The following is an 18,128-nucleotide window of genomic DNA, read 5'->3' on the forward strand; positions in this document are numbered from 1 at the left end:
CTGGAAGCACATTTTAGCTCCGAGAAAGAGGCAGTGGCACAGCTACTGCCTCTTTCGCACTATAGATGACTCGAACTGGTCAGATAGAGTAGGAAAACTCCATAAAGACCAGGTCATACACCACTGAGAGATGAGCGCTATACCCCATGGATTCGAATTCTTCTTCCCCTACCCCGAATGCTGCACGCGACCCGGAAGCTGTAGCGAACGACGCTACTCGCAGCGACGATGCCAGCGTCCACATCACCAGCGTCCACATCACCGACGCCGAGCCTCACCGTGCGCACGACTTCTCTGACCTTACGAACGCATCACTCGCTCTCGTGGGAGCCATTCTTCTCGCGCTCTTTTCCCTCTACCTTCATGGCGTTACCAGTGGCGTGGAAGAAGATGCACATACTGTGGGAGACCTCCTGAACGACTGGCTCTTCGCACTGCCGCTCTCCTTCCTGCAGCAGGCCACTATGGTGGTCATTACCATTAGTGTGGTCGTCCAGATGCTCACCCACCGCGAATGGTGGCAGACGGTCATCTCCATGCTAGGATTCCTCGCAGGCATAGCCGCAGCTATAGCAGTCTCACAGCTCATCACCGTTATAGGCTACCAGCCTCTTATCGACTCTCTGCGCTCAGCCAGCCACGTGCAGTACCTCTTCCCTGAGCTTTCTGCTGGGCTGACTGCCTTCCTCACCTGTGCAGGACCTCGCCGTAGCCGCTCCACGCTCGGCTGGAGCTGGAATACTATGTTTACAGTGTCCGCTCTGCTCGTCATGCTTTCAGCGAATTCCTTCGTCAGCATGGCCATAGCTCTCCTGCTCGGCCGCATGGTAGGCCTCATCATCCGTTACGCCGTGGGCTCGCCGAGCTTCGGAGTGTGGGGAGAAGACCTCGTGGATGCTGCTCGCTCAGTAGGACTCGAACCAGAGAGCATCCAGTACATGGGAGACACGAGTACGCGTGGTACTCTTCAGGTTCCTGGGGCTCCTTCTGCGTATAGCGCGGATGATGACCTCACCTATAATTCCCGCCGTTACCTCGTCATCACACGCAGCGGTGAGCGCTATACTGCGTCCGTAGCAGATACACAGCGTCATAGCCAGAGCTACTTACGTCAGCTGTGGCAGTGGCTCAAGCTCACAGGACTTTCTCTGCGCCACGACCGTTCTGTCGTGGACATGACACACCATCATTTCCTCATGCTTCTGGCTCTCCGTGATGCCGGCTTGAGCGCTGTAGGTCCTTATGCTGTAGCGGATTCGCATGAATCTTCTGTTCTGTTCCTTCACGAGAATGCGAACATCCAGCAGGTCAGTTTCGATGAGTTCACACAGCTGAGCGAAGCCGATGCTGTGAGTGTTCTGAGCTACCTCGACGCTGCTCATCAGCGCGGTATTACCCATCGTCACATTTCACCGAACGCACTCGCCCGCGAGGTGAGCGACAGTAGTGAGGCGAGCGACAGTAGCACGGCCACCACGTCCTCCACCTCCGCCCGCGAAACCAATCACCTCATTCTGTGTGGCTGGGAGAACGGAGACCTCGCATCCAGCGCTACGAATATAGCTGCAGACCGCGTGCAGATCCTCATCCTTCTGTCCGCTCTCCTCGGCATCGATACCACGCTGAGCGCCGCGCAGAAAGTCTGGGATAAAGCTACCCTCAGCAGTGTGGCCCCCTATATTCAGAATGTGCTCATCCCGTCCTCAGTACGCGAGCTTGCGGGATGGTCGCGCACGCTCTCGAAGGAAGTGCGCACCCGGCTCATCGCTGTGACCACGTCCGAAGATACAGAGCCGGACACCGTCGAGCTGGTGGCACTGTCCCGCTTTAACGTGCGGAACTTCATTACTGCTTTTCTCATCGTGGTGGCGCTTTCGGTTATTCTCACGCAGCTGAACGTACGCGCTGTGGTAGAGAGTGTGCAGAATGCGAATCCTGTGTTCGCGCTCGTAAGCCTTCTGGCTGGCTGCGCGTCATGGTTCGGCACGTCGCTCACCCTCGCCACGTATATGGACCGTGAGAAGCGGGACTATCTCGGCATTTTTATGTCTCAGGTCGCGCAGAGTTTTGCCGCTGTCAGTATGCCGGCAGGCGTGGGGCCTGCGTTCGTGAATCTGCGTTTTCTGCGCAAAACCGGTCATAAGAATACGGCGGCTACGGCTGCTATGAGTGCCGTCGTGGCGGTTCAGTTCGCTACGACGTTCCTGCTTATGGTCGCGCTCGGCCTGTTTACGGGGAATAACGGCTTGACTGGCCTCGTGCCGACGGGCACGCTCGCTGTTCTGCTCGGCGTCGTGGCGCTCGGCATCGCTCTGAGTATGCTCGTGCCGCCCGTTCGTCAGTTTATCCTCGTGAAGCTTCTGCCTCGTGTGAAGAACTTTGCCCGTCAATTCATCCTTCTTCTCACTCAGCCTGGAAAGGTCGCCCTCGGTGCTCTCGGATCCGTGTTCCAGAACCTCATGCTCGGCTTAAGCTTCTGGGCAGCCTTGCAGGCTTTTAATATGCCAGCAAGCTTTATAGAGACGACGTTCATCTTTCTCGTAGCGAATACCATCGGTTCTGCTGCTCCTACTCCTGGTGGACTCGGTGGCGTGGAGACGTCTCTGACTGTAGCTTTCACTGGCGTGGGTATTCCTTCCGCAGTGGCTCTGTCTGCTGCTCTGCTTTTTAGAGTCATGACCTACTGGATCCGTATTCCTCTGGGAGCCATGGCCATGAGCTGGCTCGGAAAGAAGAATCTTATATAAAACGTCCCATAATACACGACGAACCTGAGTATAGTGGCGTTTTGCACACTATTCCTTTACAAATTTTGTTCTGAGACACTCCGAAAGTGGAAAATTTCATATTTTCCGCGAGTTTCCGCCGTTTTTGGCTGATTTTGCGGAAAATATCGTGTATTATCGTAGATGTGTGTAACGGACTCCACGAGGAGCCCCTAACTAGAAGGATATGATAATGGCATATAACAAGTCTGACCTCGTCGCAAAGATCGCTCAGAAGACTAACCTCACCAAGGTACAGGCAGAAGCTGCTGTTAATGCTTTCCAGGAAGTACTCGCTGAGTCCCTGCAGACCGGCGAAGGCCTGCGTCTGACCGGCGTTCTGTCCGTAGCTCGCGTGGAGCGCGCTGCTCGTACCGGTCGTAACCCACGCACCGGCGAAACCATCGAGATTCCTGCAAGCAAGGGCGTGAAGCTCACCGCAGGTTCCCTCCTGAAGAAGGCTGCACAGGAGTAAGACGTTCTTTTCTTTTTCCTTTCTTTATTAAGGTGAGGGGCGGGTCATGAGACCCGCCCCTCACCTTTTCTGATTCCTACTTTCTCCGTATCAGAAGCACAGTAGCAGACATCATCGCCGCCAGAACCAGCGCAAAGACGAGAGTACTCACACTCGTTCCTGTACGGGCGAGCAGCGGTTTTCTCGCCTTCGGCTGTGGCTTCACTACACAGTCTGGGCAGATAGGCACGGTCGGATTCTGTGTATTCGTGAACACAAACCCATCCGTGGCATTCCCTGTGAGCGTCGAGGTGTACCCGTCGAGTGGAATCTCTCGGACTGTATACTCTCCGACCGGCAGGTTCTCAAAGACAGTCTCCCAGCCCGTATCCACAGTGAGCTTCCTCGACTCCACGACACGATCTCCAGCCAGAAGCTCCACTGTCACAGAATCTGCAGGAGTACCCACCCAGCGTTTCGTCACCTTCACTGATGTGAGCTGCGTATTCGTGATAAGGAAACCATCCACGACTGTCGAGTATCCTTCGAGAGGACGCTCACGAACCGTATAGAGGATGTCATGGTCGCCAGTGGATACTGGAAGATCTGCGAACACAGTCCGCCACCCATCTTCTGCAGTGATGTTACGCGACTCGATGACCACACCATCCGCCAGCAGGTCCACACTCGCACGAGCTGCAGGCACGCCCACCCAGCGCTTCGTCACCTCGATGCTGCGCAGCTGAGTATTCGTGAGCACGAACCCATCCGTAGCATTTCCCGCGACACTCGAAGAGTACCCGTCGAGTGGAACCTCACGGACTGTATACTCCCCGACCGGCAGATTCTCGAAGACAGTCTCCCATCCCGTCTCAGCGGTAAGCGTCCTCGACTGCACCACACGATCTCCAGCCAGAAGCTCCACCGTGACAGCATCAGCAGGCTCACCGATCCAACGCTTCGTCACTTTCACCGACATCAGCTCAGTATTCGTGATAAGGAAACCATCCACGACTGTCGAGTATCCCTCCACAGGGCGCTCACGCACTGTATAGAGGATGTCATGATCGCCAGTGGATACTGGAAGGTTCGAGAAGATTGCCATCCAGCCGCCTGCAGCAGTCAGTTCACGCGACTGCACGACCACACCGTCTGCCAGCAGGTCCACCATGACGCCCTCTGCAGGCACGCCCACCCACCGCTTCGTTACGGTAATGTCCCGAAGCGCGGTATTCGTCAGCACGAAACCCTCAGCCGCACTGCCTGAAGTAACAGACGCGTATCCAGGAATCGGGGTCTCACGCACGGTATATGCTATGGCGGTTCCATCCGTATCCGTAGTCGGCAGATTCTCGAACGTCGTCTCCCAGCCGGTTTCAGCAGTCAGCGTCGTCGATTCGACCACACGCTGACCAGCGAGCAGCTCTACCGTCACAGAAGTCGCAGGCTGACCTATCCAGCGTTTCGTCACGCGGACGGACGTTAGTTCCGTATTCGTCAGCACGAAACCTTCTGCAGCACTACCCGACACAGTAGATGCATAGCCGTCCAGTAGCGTCTCGCGTACGGAATACGCCACGGCCTTCCCCTCCGCATCCGTAGTCGGCAGATTTTCGAACGTGGTCGTCCAGTTTTCTGCAGATGTGATATCGCGCTTCTGCGTCACAGCACCGTTCGCCAGAAGCTCCACCGTCACACGCTCAGCCGGCGCACCGAGCCAGCGCTTGGTCACGTGGACAGATGTCAGCTCCGTATTCGTAATGACGAAACTGTCTGCAGCGCTGCCTGTCACCGTGGTCGCATACCCATCCAGAGCACGCTCGCGGACCGTATACGTAATGGTCTGACCATTCGACACCACCGGAAGATCCGTAAAGCGAGTCGTCCAGCCGTCAGTCGCGGTCAGGTCACGCGTCTGAACCACCTCACCATCCGCCAGAAGCTCCACAGTCACACGGTCCGCAGGCTTACCGAGCCAGCGCTTTTCTACCGATACCGATGTACGCTGAGCATTCGTGATGACGAAACCATCGCTTACGCTACCCGTCACCGTGGTCGCATATCCATCCAGCGCCCGCTCGCGAACTGTGTACGCTATGCGCGCACCCGTATCTGCCGAGCGAACCGGAAGGTCTGTGAAAGTGGTAGCCCAGCCGTCAGCAGCCGTCACCTCTCGCGTCTGGATGACCTCACCGTCTGCCAGCAGCTCCACCGTCACGCGGTCAGCTGGAGTACCCTCCCAGACTTTACGCACGGAGACGGATACTGCCGGCTTATTCGTGATGACGAAGCCATCTGCTGCACTACCGGTAACTTCGGAGCTGTATCCCGAAAGAGCTCGTTCGCGAACGCTGTAAGCGTATGCCGTTCCATCTGGCGAGCGCGATGGAAGATTCGTGAAGGTAGTCTCCCATTTTCCGTCTGCATCAGGAGTGATGGACTGATAGCCTATGTACTCCGGCTCTGTACCGTCTGCGCCCGTCGCGCGGTAGAGCTCCACCTGAATGCTCTCTGGTAGGACGGGACGGTTTCCCTCGGAGCCTTCTCCGCTCAAGCCATCCCAGCGCTTGGTCACGTGGACACTCGTCACCTCTGGAGCTGGCGGGTCCGGCGGAGTCGAATCAGCGAGAGCAGTCATGATGACCGTTCCGTTCGATCCTATTCCTGCTCCGCGTGTGCGAGATTCATTTCCCGTAATGCGCACGCGTGCATGGCTCAGAGCAGCTTCGCTCGGAGTTTCATCGGTATGGAGGTCGAGGGACTCATTCTGAGCACCGTTCAGTACGCCAGAGAGCTTATCCAGTGGCACTTCTGTCCCTGCATTATCCTTCCAGTGCGCAGGCTGGTTTCCGAGCATGAGTGGAGAGACGGAGTATGTCGGGTTTCCCGCATGAACTTCCCACTCCTCATCATGACTGCCGAGGACATACACATCTTTGGCTGCCATCTCGGAACGATTCCCATATATGGCTGCCGCGCCATCGTCTATCCGCGTCGTAGATATAGGACAGGACGCATATCCGCCACCCTCCATCCACGCGTAGTTATCTGTGATGAGCGCGTTTGAGAGATAAAGAATTCCATTATGGAAAGTATATCCATCCCCCGAACTGAGGTTTCCATTTACATAGACACCACCACCGCCGAAAGCGGTGTTTCCATCTCCACGATCACTCATAACGTTTCCAGTGATATCTCCACCTGTTATCCGAGCTACAGTTTCGTACTCAGGATATCCTGCGAGTGATATCCCCACCTGTACGAAGATACCTCCACCAGAAGCTCCTGCAGTATTTCCCGAGACAGTTCCACCTGTCATGTTCAGGTACAGCGACCCTATGCTTGCCTGTGTGGTTCCTAAGGAGATACCGCCACCTATATCAGATGAGGAATTATTTCGTATCACAGCACGTGCACTCAGGTTCAGAGTTCCGCCATCGAAGATGACTATGCCTCCACCAGCACTGTATAGCTCAGCCGGATCCCTCGAGGATCTCAGAAGCGTGTAATCCACGACAGCATGGTTTTCCTCGATGATGCCCCCACTCATCGTTATAATGCTCCCGAGGGCGTAGATACCTCCACCTCGGTTAGCCGTATTTCGCGAGATGACACCGCCCATCATGGTTATAGTGGCATTTTCCGCATATACGGCTCCACCCTCTGCATGATACGCCTGCAAATCCGTCAGAATATTATTCGTCAGCACCGCCCCGTCGCGTATCTCCAGTGAGGTATTTTTCAGCTGAATAAGCGATTTCGTGGCCTTCGCTTCTGCCGCGTTCCCGTCCACCGTGATGTCCGAGAGAGTGGTCGGCCCGGTGATGTTCAGCAGATATCCGTCGAACGCCGGATCGCGCATCAGCACCGCCCGCGTTCCCTTCAGTGTGACGTCGCCGGATACGTTCAGTGTTCCGGTGACGCGGAGGCGCTCTGCGTTATGTGCGAGTGCCAATTCTTTCGCTTTCTCAAGCGTCTGTACTGCAGACCCTGCATCGAGTCCTGTCCGTGTATCATCCCCTTTAGCGCCATCCACATAAATATCGGTGACTTCTTCCGCGAAAGCCCGCACTGAACCAGTGGTCAGTGGGATACTCATGCCCAGCACTGCCACGAGGATGATAAGAATATTTCTTACCCTTTTCATGTCTCCGCCCTCGTCGTCGAAACTGAAAACATTCGCTTCTAGTATACCAGAAAAGCAAAAAGCGCACAGAATGGTTGTGCGCTTTACCAGAAAAATCGAACGAAAACTATATGAGCGGCAGCATCGGATCTTCGCCACGCCCACCACGCAGCACCGCGCACACAGCCTCATACTCGGACGTCTTCTCTACGCTAAACGGGTCGAGGATATGCGCCGTCACCGCGCGCGTCTCCTGAGCCGGCGCTGCCGAAAGACTCGTCCAGTCAGCACTCCAGCGCGCAGGCGACTGTCGAGCCAGACGCAGGAACTCCCCACGCAGCTCAGCACGAGTTCCGCGAGGCGCCTCATGCCGAGCACGGCGCACAGCGTCCATGCTGTACAGAGCCTGCACAAAACCACGCGATTGCAAAGCAGAAAAAACCGTATCATGCGCGATGTCATGATACGCGAAGTCGAGCTGTAATCCCTTCGCCTCGCTCGCACCACGGCGCACAGCTCCCGAAATAAGCTGATACTTCGCCACCCAGTCCACCCAGGACGCCAGCGCAGTCCAGTCGCGCGCCTCACACTGCGAGAGCGTGCGCCTCCACAGCTGCACACACACAGCCGCATCCTCACGCATATCTGGCTTCAGCTCATCCGCATGACGCTGCAGGAAAAGCTCAGCCGCATCACAGTACTCGCGCTGTATCTGGATAGCAGACACTTCCACTCCCCCAGATAGCGGAATGCGGTAGCGGAAGTCCAGGTCACGCGAAATCTTCTTCATATGGAAGCCCGGCTCGTTCATAGCGAAGACACCGAGACGGTAGTCTTCCCCGCGCGACTGCGCTTCGAGCATACACAGCACGAGGTGCGCGGTCATCATCTTCATCCAGGTGGCACGCTGAGAGCGGTTCGAGTCCCCCACGATGACGTGCAGACGCCGGTACAAGCGCGAGTCCGCGTGCGGTTCGTCACGCGTATTAATCATGGGACGCGAGCGGGTCGTCGCCGAGGATATCGTGTCATCAAGAAAGTCTGCGCGCTGGCTTATCTGGTACTCGCCATCGCGGAAGGTTCCTGCTCCCGCGAAAATCTGGCGTGTCACGAGGAATGGAATAAAGCATTTTTCGAGCTCGCGCAGGCTCACGCTGCGACGTACGAGATAATTCTCATGGCAGCCGAAGGAGTGCCCCTGCGAGTCCGCATTATTCTTATACATGTGCACGCGCAGGTCTGGCTCGCCTTCGCGCTCCTGCAGCGCACGCTCCGCACCATGAGCGAGAGCGGCCATGAGGTTTTCTCCCGCAGCATCGAGCAGCACAGCATCACTGACTGTGCGTGCCTCTGCCGTGGCATACTCGGGATGTGCTCCCACGTCGAGGTAGAGGCGCGACCCATTATCCGCATACGTATTCGTGGAGCGCGACTGCGCGACCACGGGTTCGAACATAACGGAGGCCACGCGGGCAGCATCCAGCTTCGTTTCCCCGTGCTTGGCGCCCTCCGTAGCAGACTTTTCACCCGTGACGCTCAACCCATATTCGGTCTCGATGCCGAAGATGCGCTCGAAGCTCGTATCCGGTGTGACGGATAAAGTGCGCGATGTGGGGCCAGAATTACTACTGTCTCGAAGCTGAGGCACTGCTCTCTCCTTGCTGCCTAGTCCCCTTATTCCCCACCTTTTTGCACGAAGCTACTCACATATTCTTCGGCGTTCTCTTCGAGAGTGGACTCGATGTCATCGAGCAGAGAGTCCACGTCCAGGATGGCATCCGAAAGCTGTGCTTTTGCCTGAGTGCCGGTCTGCGCGTTCGCCTGCCCAGCAGCCTGCGCCTCGTTCAGCTCCGCGTCCTGCTCCTCATTCTGCTCGAACGACTGATTCTGTGCATAGATCTGTTCTGGCATATTACTGCGCATCCTCCGGCATATTCTCGAGCAAGTATCCGCTGAGCTCGTCGAAGATGAGCCCATTACATGCCACCACATCATTCGTCTTATACCAGCTAATAGGTGTCTTATCCCACTGGCACAGACGTCCCTGCGCTTCCCAGACCACGACGGTAGCAGCAGAAACTGCTGGAACGTCCCACGAATGCAAGGATGGCTCGAAGTACGCATCATATGTACCGTCTGCCACTTTACACAGGTCCAGCGAGGCTGGCCCCACGCGCTTGATGTCTGACGGCAGGCCGGCGAGCGCGGATACGGTATTCAGTGCGCGCATGGACTCGCGGGAGAAGTACGACATGCCGAAGCTGATGACCGAGCCCTTCAGGCGCGGCGTGGTGGTAGGCATAATGGCTTCACGCTTCTCTCCGATGACCGAACGGCGGATGCGGATGGCTCCGTGTCCTGCGGCTGCCACATATGTCACGTTCAGCGCCGGCGCGTGTACTACGCCGATGACCGGCGTCGCCGAGCCGTCCTCGCCTATGGAGAAAACGGAGACCGTAATGGTCCATTCCGGCATATTCCGCATGTAGTTTATCGATCCGTCGATGTGTCCTATGCACCAGTAGTACGCGCCCGGCGTGCGCTCGGACCCCACTTCTTCCCAGAATCCGTCCAGCGGGTTTACCTCGAGAATCTTTTCGCGAAGATACCGCACCACCGTTTCGTCGATGTCCGACGAGTACTTCGTCTTCTGTTCATCCGCCGGCGAGGCTGTGCGCAGGACGTGAGGAGTGAGCTGGTCCTGAGCCGCGTGACGCCCCGCGTCCTGCGTAATCTTCGCTACCTGCATGGCGAGCTGCTGCAAGTCCATATATCCTCCTTTATGATCGATTCGTAGAGTCTATTTTATGCTGAGCCGTGAACGTGTACGGGTCGTCCATGTGGAGCACGCCGTCCGCGAGTGTGACCGTATCCCACGACACCGCGATGACCTCCTCTGGACGCTCGGCGAGTACACGTCCGCGCGTATACGCTCGCGTGTCCTCGGGAGGATTTTTCGTCGCAGTGTCAATCTCCCCCTGACTGATCAGCCTCTGCGAGCGAGAGGAGACCTTCTCCCACAGAGAGCTCTGAGCGAGACTTCCCCACGAGATATCCATGGCTTTCAGGAGTGGGCTCGACCACGTCGTGGTTTTACGCCGACGCATGGATTCGAGAATCTGCCATTTGAGCAGCCATTCGAGGCGGCCGGCTTCTTCTGTCATATTCAGGCGCTCATCCGCACTTGCCTTCGAGACCTTCAGCAGGTCTTTCAGCACCTGCGTCCACAGTGCCACGACCTCCTTTGTGTCGTCGTCGGGCCATAGAGGCTCTCCTCGGGAGTCTGTGTCGTAGGTGGCGGCCGCCACTGCATAGACCCACGAGCGAAGGCGGAGCTGAAATTGGACTGCGGAAAGCTCCTCACCCTGCAGCGTACGGTACGTCTGCGTCACGCTCAGGTCATGCGAGATGTCGTGGAGCGCGGAAACCGGGTCGGCGAGCGCGATGCTCTCGAGGAAAGCAGCCGGATTCGCGTCGTGCTCGAGCGCCCAGAACAGCAGACTCGTAGTCCCCACCTTCAGCAGCTCGGGCACGTCCATGCGGTTCGCGTCGCCCACGATGACGTGGAATCGGCGGTACGCGCCAGACGCATGCGGCTCGTCGCGCGTGTTCACGATGGGCCGGTCGAACGTGGTCTGCAGACCCACCTTCTGCGTAAAATAATCCGCGCGCTGGCTGATCTGAAAGCCCGGCTCTTCACTCGCCTGGCCGAGCCCCACGCGACCCGAACCGGTGAAAATCTGCCGTGTGGCCGCATGCACAGTAAACAGCGTGGCGAGCTGCTCGAAGGGGACAGAACGCTCGACGAGGTAATTCTCATGGCTCCCCCAGCTCGCGCCCTTGCCATCCACATTACTGCGGTACAGGGTAATCTGCTGACCTGATGTCTTCAGAGCGCGGCGCATAATCTCATCTCCTGAGCGATTATATGTAACAGCGTCTCGAGGAGTGAGCACTTCCGGTGAGGAATACTCGGGATGCGCGTGGTCCACATACACGCGTGCACCGTTTATCTGCGGGGCATTCGTGGCACGCAGCGCCGGCGAATCCGTGAGCAGATCCGAGCGCACATGTGCACGCGGCATGGCATATCCGCGCGCATCCTGCACCGGATTCTCGCTGCCATAATCCCAGCGCACATGCTGAGTGCGAGGATTCAGCTGCGCGACGGCCTGAATGACGTCGAAGCTCAGCTGCGCGTGATTCTCATACTCGCCTCCCCGCGCGCTAATGCCATACTCGGTCTCGGTGCCCATCACGCGGCGAACGCTCATGCGCGCATCTCCTCTCTCTCGTCATGCATGCGGACGGAGCGCACACGCCGGCCGTTCAGCTCGAGCAGCAGATTCCAGCCGCCGAGCGTGGTATGCGCGCACGTGGAGAGCATCTCGTCATACTCGTCCTCTACAGCCTGACGGATGTGCCCTGGTGTAAGTAGGACACGCGGCGACGCACCTGTCTCGCCTGCCGCGTGTACGGGCTCGTCCGCCTCTAGGCTCTGCTTCACCGCGGTCATCTTCGCGCGGTCCACGATATTCTTCAGATGCGCGCCCGAGATGAGCTCACTCATGCGGACGGTAAGTGGTGCTTCTGTCTCGCACGTGAGCTCTGCTATGGTCTTCGTCTCGTCATAAATACTATGTACTCCGGTATCCAGAATGCTGTCCACGTCATCCTGTTCCACCATGCGCGCATCGATGTACTGCGCGAGGATGGCGCGGGCTGCTCTTTCGTCTGGAGCGCCGATGGGTATCTTTATGTCGAGACGCCCTGGACGCAGCACCGCTGGGTCGAGCATGTCGAGGCGGTTCGACGCACCGATGATAATGACGTTCTTTAAGTCTTCGAGGCCGTCGAGCTCGGAGAGGAACTGCGGCACGACCGTGGTCTCCACATCTGAAGAAACACCCGTGCCGCGCGTGCGTAGAAGCGAATCCATCTCATCGATGAAGATGACCACTGGCTTGCCTTCTGCCGCTATCTCGCGAGCTCGCTCGAAGACCATGCGAATCATATGCTCCGCTTCGCCCACGAATTTACTGAGCACTTCTGGGCCTTTGACGGACAGGAATGCGCCCTGCTGGTCTGCAGCGAGTTCGTGAGCGACGGCCTTCGCCAGCAGCGTCTTACCATTCCCTGGAGGACCGTACAGCAGAATCCCCTTCGCAGCTTCGAGGCCATAGAAGGAGTAGAGCTCACGGTGCGTAAACGGTAGCTGAACCGCGTCACGAATCTGACGAATCTGCTCGTCGAGACCGCCAATGTCCGCGAAACTCGTGTCTGGATACTCTTCGAGTAGCAGCTCCTGGGCTTTGCTGGACTCCATAACCTGAATGGCATACTCACCGCTGTCATCCACGAGGACCGTATCATCCGGGTCGATGTGCGTATGGAGGGTATTATGTGCGCGACGGATAACACTACGGTTACCAGCGGCGTCGCGCACGAGAAGGCGAGAACCCTCGAGGACCTGAATCACTATGGATACGCGCCCTAGGGAAGGGAAGTCTTCTGTTCTTACTACACGCATATTCTCATCTAGGAGGACATGCTGACCTGCACGCAGCTGCATGGGCTGGACTTCTGGGGATGCTGCCACGACGAGGTGGCGGTGGTTCGCTATGACTTCGAGAGTGGTAATGCGCAGGCCCTGCACTGTGCTGTCCGAGTAGATGCGCACGAACGTGGCTGTGGTCAGTGGCGGATTACTCAGTGCATGCATAGCACTGCGTGCTTCCTGGAGCTGATCCGTGGCTTTGCGCAGAGCAGCGGCCAGCGAGTGGTTTCTGTGGCGCAACTGGTCGATCTGGGCAGTGAGATCCTGTGCGTTCTGGCTAGGCTGTGCGTTCTCTGGTGGCATGTTTCCTCCTTGAGCTAGTACTAGGCTACAGGACAGTGAGGGCACACGCTATGGATGATATAAATGAGTCCCCAGATTTGAGCATTGTAAAGAGGCTTAGGGGACTACTGTTATATATAAGCATAGTCCATGTGAATGACATCGATGATATATAGATATCATCATAGGGAAGTTTCCCCTGCGCGAACATCTCGTGATAAAATATAAGAGAATATTCCAGAGCTGGAAAGGTGTCCTATTATGAATACACCACTATCACATGAGTTTTTTGTCATACTGCGCTGGACTGTCTGTCTTTTTATTCTTTTCCTCGGCATGATTCACACTTTTCTGTATTATCTCGAGTTTCTCACACACCCAGCCTGGAGTGCTGCACATTATGTGGTTCTCTTCACCATGATTCCTTACATCGCTATCAGTGGAGTCGCTTTTGCTGTGCTGTACTTTCTCTGCCCCTCGGAACAACGATGAAAAGATACCCATGAAATAGCATTCTCACTCTGGCAGCTATAGGAACGCTGTATCTTCATCCTTCTCTGGAGTGGTCAGAATCGTCGCCGACGCTATTCAGCTCTTGGCAGGAAGCATGCCATATCTTTATCTAATGCTGCGCATATACACTCTACGGAAGGAAAAGACCAGACTCCATAACCATTACAGAATCCCACCGTGATGGTGTAACGCGATATTTCGCTGAGTATTACGCTCTCACAGACGATAGATGGGAGTTCCTTTTCACCTATTATTCGTAATACGAATGTCTGCTCATCGTGTTCTAACTTGACGTATACGCTACCTTCGGATATAATCGTAAATACGACAAGCCTGACATAGTATCAGGATTGCGGTTCGGCGAAGGGCTACTACGGTAGCCCTTCAGCATTTTTAAAATATTTCGTTTGTAATTTTCTGTTTTTCCGCAAATACCACTCCGGAATTACGTATATTCGACTTAATAATATTTGCCGTTGCGAGAACAGCTTTATCCCCTTGCGATTTGTCATTCCCTTTCGCTTCTGCCGAAGCTGCACGAGCAGAAATGAATAAGGCCATATCCACCATTTGTAGCCCTACAAACTCTCGGGAATCTTCCCAGTGAAATGGGAAAAGTATATTCGCAAGCGCTCGCTTTTCATACTCTTCATGACTCGCATTCTCTTGGATATACCGAATTCGACCTTCTTGAGCTGCAGCATCCTCTACTTTATCCGCAATGATAAGAATATCTTCTTGTAGCGATTCACCTATGAAGTTAATCCTATCTAAGCAGTGCTGTAGTGCAAGCCCATGCGCTTCGCGGACTTTCCACTGATATTCCTCATTACCTTGCTCTATGCGAATACCACGAAAGGTTAAGATTCCACCAGAGTCAGCAAGAATACGCATAGCTGCCTTATAGATACCGTGCGTTTGCTTATGCAAACCATACATGCATTCCCAATCATCTTTATAATGGAACATGCAGTGTCCATGAAACTCAGCATCCTGTGGAATACCGAATTTCCTATGTACATTTTCTCTCAATACACTCAATTCGCGATTAATATACTCATCTTGCTGCTCATCCACGAGTAAGCTACCGACATAGTAAATTCCTCTTGCACCTCGCACGGAAGGAAGAGTATACGATTCATCTATATATGCCTTCAACATAACTTCATACTACCCGTTTCTCCAGCAGAACACGTCGCCTCTACCCACCTCTCTCCCCGCCTTCCACTATCATCTCTACTATGACTCAGCGCTTACTCGTTATGGACATAGACTCCACTCTCATCGACGAAGAGGTTATCGACGAACTCGGTGACGCCTGCGGTTTCGGACAGCAGATTTCTGAGATTACTGCTCGAGCTATGAATGGGGAGATAGATTTCACGCGGGCACTTCAGGAGCGCGTTCGTCTACTTAAGGGTCTGAGCACCGATATCTTCGACGAGGTCTACGCTCGTCTTCATGTCACGAATGGCGCACGCACACTCATCGACACTGCGCACGCACGGGACTGGACGGTGGGCGTAGTCTCGGGAGGATTCCACGAGGTGGCCGATAAGCTCGTGGCCGAGCTCGGCATCGACTACTGCTACGCGCACACCCTCGGCACTTCGACCAGAGAGGACGGTCAGAGTGTGCTTGATGGTACTGTCACGTCAGACATCGTCACCAAGGAGACGAAGCTCGCACAGCTGCGCGCGTGGGCTGAAAAAGATGGTCTTACCCTGGATCAGACCATAGCCATCGGCGATGGCGCGAACGACATTCCTATGATTCAGGCGGCTGGAGTGGGCATAGCTTTCTGCGCAAAGCCTGTGACGAGAGCTGCAGCGCCGTACCAGATTAACGAGCGAAATCTCGCGCTCGCTCTGGACATCATCGACCGTCACGACTCACGACGCTGAGCATTCCTCTCCTCCTTATATCTTCCGTATCAGTGCTATGAACATCTGATCCGTATCGTGAATGTTCTCGAAGAGCTGCATATCCCGCGGACTTGCGCTATCCACAGAGGCAGGAAGCGGTATCGATGAATTGAGCTCTTCGAGAACACTCGGCACGTCCAGCCGGCTCGCATCCGAACGAGCCGAAAGCACAGCAGACACGATGTCGCGCGTCTCCGCCAGCACAGGCGAGCAGGTCACGTATGCTACCACGCCGCCCGAACGCGTCGCATCCAGAGCGCTATTCAGCAGCTCTTTCTGCAGAGAAGCCAGCTCCTGCACGCTCTCAGCAGTCTTCCTCCAGCGCGCTTCCGGACGACGGCGTAGCGCTCCGAGCCCCGAGCACGGAGCGTCCACGAGCACGCGGTCGAACGCACCCGGGAAAGTAGCGCCGAACTCGCGCCCATCGCGCCCTGATATCTCGCCGAGCGTGCCCGCATCGATAGCTTTCAGATTCTCACGCACGAGCTCGCGGCGGTGCTCATGCGGCTCATTAGCGCTCAGCGTGGCTCCCACTTCCTGTGCGATAGACGCCAGAAGCGCAGTTTTTCCGCCCGGACCGGCGCACATGTCCAGCCAGCGCTCGCCCCTTTCCGCAGCGTCCTCTGTGCCCTCAGCGCCCTTCACGCCATCAGCGTCCTCCACCGGAGCCAGCGCGAGCGCGAGAGCCGCGAGCTGCGAGCCCTCATCTTCCACGCCCACGCGACCTTCCGTTACACTCGCGAGATTCTGCGGATTCACGCCCCGTACGCGCAGCGCATACGGCGAAAGCTCGCCGCGCTGCACACGACCGCCGAGCGCTTCCACCTCGTCATACACGGCGTCCATGTCCGCGAGGCTCGGGCGCACGCACAGCGTTACGGCTGGCGCTTCATTATCCGCGGCGAGCATGGCTTCGAGACCCTCTAGACCCTCTAGCTCCTCGTTCACGCCGGATTCCTTCACACTCGGTTCAGGCGCATATCCACCCGCATTCCACGCCGCCGCCAGCTCGCGTACTATCCACGCTGGATGTGAGTACTGGACGGCGAGACGTTCGGCCTCATCCTCATACGACGACTCCTGCGAGAGCGTCTCGCGCCACTGATCGAGAGTGCGCGCGACTATCTTTCTCATCACCGCATTCACGAATCCCGTCGTCTGCTGTCCAGCCCGCTTTTTCGCGAGTTTCACGGATTCGTTCACCACGGCATATTCCGCGCCGTTCATGAAGAGCCACTGGTACGCGCCCAGGCGTAGCACGTTCACGAGGCGCTTGTTAATGGAGTTCAGCGAGCGACCGTGCGCAGAGACGATAACGGCGTCAAGCAGTCCGCGCCAGCGCAGCGTGCCGTAGACCGCGTCCGTAACGAAGCGCTTGTCATCCGTGCTGAGTTCTGATCCGCCCAGCACGTGTGGCAGCAGCAGATTCGCGTAGCTGTCCTGTTCCTGCACTTTCGTAAGCACAGAGTAGGCCACAGACCGCGCGTTCGGCGCCTGCTGCGGCATACGGCCCTGCCGCACGCGCTTGGCGAGAGTTTTCGCTTTACTCACAGTATGCTCCGTCCTCGAGGCGAGCGCCGCGCGCCCAGTCCGCTGCCCGCATCTGCTTCTTTCCTTGTGCCTTCACGTCGAGCAGTTCGAGCGGCTGCGTGCTCGTGCCCACCCACACGTGCTTTTTCGTGACGAGAAGCTTTCCTGGGGTCAATTCTTCCTCTACCTCACTGATCTGAGCGCGCAGCACATGCAGCTGCACATCATCCTCACCGTTATGAAGCACGGTCCACGCGCCTGGTTCTGGAGTACAGGCACGAATCTGACGGTCTGCTGCGAAGGCAGGTACGTCGAAACGAATGCGCGCATCATCCGGATGGATCTTCGCCGCGTGCTCGTACGAACCCTCGTCCTGTGGCTGAGGAGTGACCTCGCCACTGATGAGTCCCTGTAAAGCTGAGCACAGCAGGAGCGCACCATCCTCCGAAAGGCGCTGCAGCAGCTCGCCTGAGGTTTCGTGTGCGCCTATGCTCACCGTCAGCTGAGCGAGAATTGGGCCATCATCCATGCCCGGACCGATGCGGAACACGGACGCACCCGTCACCTCGTCCCCAGCCCAGATGGCGCGCTGCACAGGAGCGGCGCCACGCCACAGCGGAAGCAGCGAGAAGTGGAGGTTATACCAGCCGAGCGGAATCGCGTCGAGAGCCTCCTGCTTGAGCAGATTCCCATACGCGACCACAGCAGCCATCTCCGGCTGAAGCTCACGCACAGCCTCGAAAAACTCCGGCGAGGTCGGCTTCGCTTCGATGACCGGCAGGCCCAGCTCGAGCGCGGCCTGCTTTACCGGACTCGGCATGAGCTTGCGTCCACGACCCTGCGGCGCATCCGGACGCGTCAGCACGCCCACGACCTCGAGGTCTCCTCCAGCACTGACGAGCGCTTTCAGGGGCGCTACGGCCACATCAGGAGTTCCAGCGAAAAGTATACGTGTCATACAGTCCTCATTTCTCTA

At 56.7% G+C, this 18,128-nt stretch carries 12 protein-coding genes; 3 read left to right on the forward strand and 9 right to left on the reverse strand.

Going from position 1 to position 18,128, the window contains the following annotated elements; genetic code table 11:
* Window positions 1-146 precede the first annotated feature (146 nt).
* Together ALMA_RS06220 and ALMA_RS06225 are read left to right on the forward strand one after the other, a co-directional pair.
* On the forward strand, window positions 147-2,747 hold the full coding sequence (locus ALMA_RS06220) for a lysylphosphatidylglycerol synthase transmembrane domain-containing protein (protein ID WP_094726843.1): 2,601 nt from the start codon (window positions 147-149) through the stop codon (window positions 2,745-2,747).
* A gap of 211 nt (window positions 2,748-2,958) precedes the next feature.
* Complete coding sequence (locus ALMA_RS06225) at window positions 2,959-3,240, forward strand: HU family DNA-binding protein (protein ID WP_086106009.1); 282 nt, start codon at window positions 2,959-2,961, stop codon at window positions 3,238-3,240.
* 76 nt (window positions 3,241-3,316) lie between these two features.
* Here ALMA_RS06225 and ALMA_RS06230 read toward each other — a convergent pair whose 3' ends face one another.
* The 7 genes from ALMA_RS06230 to ALMA_RS06265 form a co-directional block, all read right to left on the reverse strand.
* On the reverse strand, window positions 3,317-7,366 hold the full coding sequence (locus ALMA_RS06230; RefSeq protein WP_158520675.1) for a Cna B-type domain-containing protein: 4,050 nt from the start codon (window positions 7,364-7,366) through the stop codon (window positions 3,317-3,319).
* Window positions 7,367-7,472: 106 nt separating this feature from the next.
* Complete coding sequence (locus ALMA_RS06235; RefSeq protein WP_158520676.1) at window positions 7,473-8,993, reverse strand: proteasome accessory factor PafA2 family protein; 1,521 nt, start codon at window positions 8,991-8,993, stop codon at window positions 7,473-7,475.
* 26 nt (window positions 8,994-9,019) lie between these two features.
* Window positions 9,020-9,256: a ubiquitin-like protein Pup gene (locus tag ALMA_RS06240; RefSeq protein WP_094726846.1), complete on the reverse strand. Its 237-nt coding sequence runs from the start codon at window positions 9,254-9,256 to the stop codon at window positions 9,020-9,022.
* Window position 9,257: 1 nt separating this feature from the next.
* Window positions 9,258-10,115 carry an inositol monophosphatase family protein gene (locus ALMA_RS06245; RefSeq protein WP_094726847.1) on the reverse strand — a complete coding sequence of 286 codons (858 nt, stop codon included), beginning with the start codon at window positions 10,113-10,115 and terminating at the stop codon, window positions 9,258-9,260.
* A 10-nt stretch (window positions 10,116-10,125) separates the two neighbouring features.
* Window positions 10,126-11,619, reverse strand: a complete 1,494-nt coding sequence (dop, locus tag ALMA_RS06250; RefSeq protein ID WP_094726848.1) for a depupylase/deamidase Dop — start codon at window positions 11,617-11,619, stop codon at window positions 10,126-10,128.
* The gene (gene arc, locus ALMA_RS06255) at window positions 11,616-13,205 is read right to left on the reverse strand and encodes a proteasome ATPase (RefSeq protein ID WP_094726849.1); all 1,590 of its coding nucleotides are present in this window, start codon (window positions 13,203-13,205) and stop codon (window positions 11,616-11,618) included. The genes dop and arc overlap by 4 nt, the downstream gene beginning before the upstream one ends.
* An 885-nt stretch (window positions 13,206-14,090) precedes the next feature.
* Complete coding sequence (locus ALMA_RS06265; protein WP_094726851.1) at window positions 14,091-14,858, reverse strand: DUF3800 domain-containing protein; 768 nt, start codon at window positions 14,856-14,858, stop codon at window positions 14,091-14,093.
* An 80-nt stretch (window positions 14,859-14,938) separates the two neighbouring features.
* On the opposite strand from ALMA_RS06265, the gene serB reads away from it, so the two are divergent.
* Entirely contained in the window at window positions 14,939-15,601 is a 663-nt protein-coding gene (gene serB, locus ALMA_RS06270; RefSeq protein ID WP_094726852.1) for a phosphoserine phosphatase SerB, read from the forward strand.
* A 15-nt stretch (window positions 15,602-15,616) separates the two neighbouring features.
* Here serB and ALMA_RS06275 read toward each other — a convergent pair whose 3' ends face one another.
* Complete coding sequence (locus ALMA_RS06275) at window positions 15,617-17,173, reverse strand: transcription antitermination factor NusB (RefSeq protein WP_094726853.1); 1,557 nt, start codon at window positions 17,171-17,173, stop codon at window positions 15,617-15,619.
* On the reverse strand, window positions 17,166-18,110 hold the full coding sequence (gene fmt / locus ALMA_RS06280) for a methionyl-tRNA formyltransferase (RefSeq protein WP_094726854.1): 945 nt from the start codon (window positions 18,108-18,110) through the stop codon (window positions 17,166-17,168). The genes ALMA_RS06275 and fmt overlap by 8 nt, the downstream gene beginning before the upstream one ends.
* Window positions 18,111-18,128 lie beyond the last annotated feature (18 nt).

This window comes from Alloscardovia macacae (assembly GCF_002259705.1).
In the GTDB taxonomy this organism is placed as follows: domain Bacteria; phylum Actinomycetota; class Actinomycetes; order Actinomycetales; family Bifidobacteriaceae; genus Alloscardovia; species Alloscardovia macacae.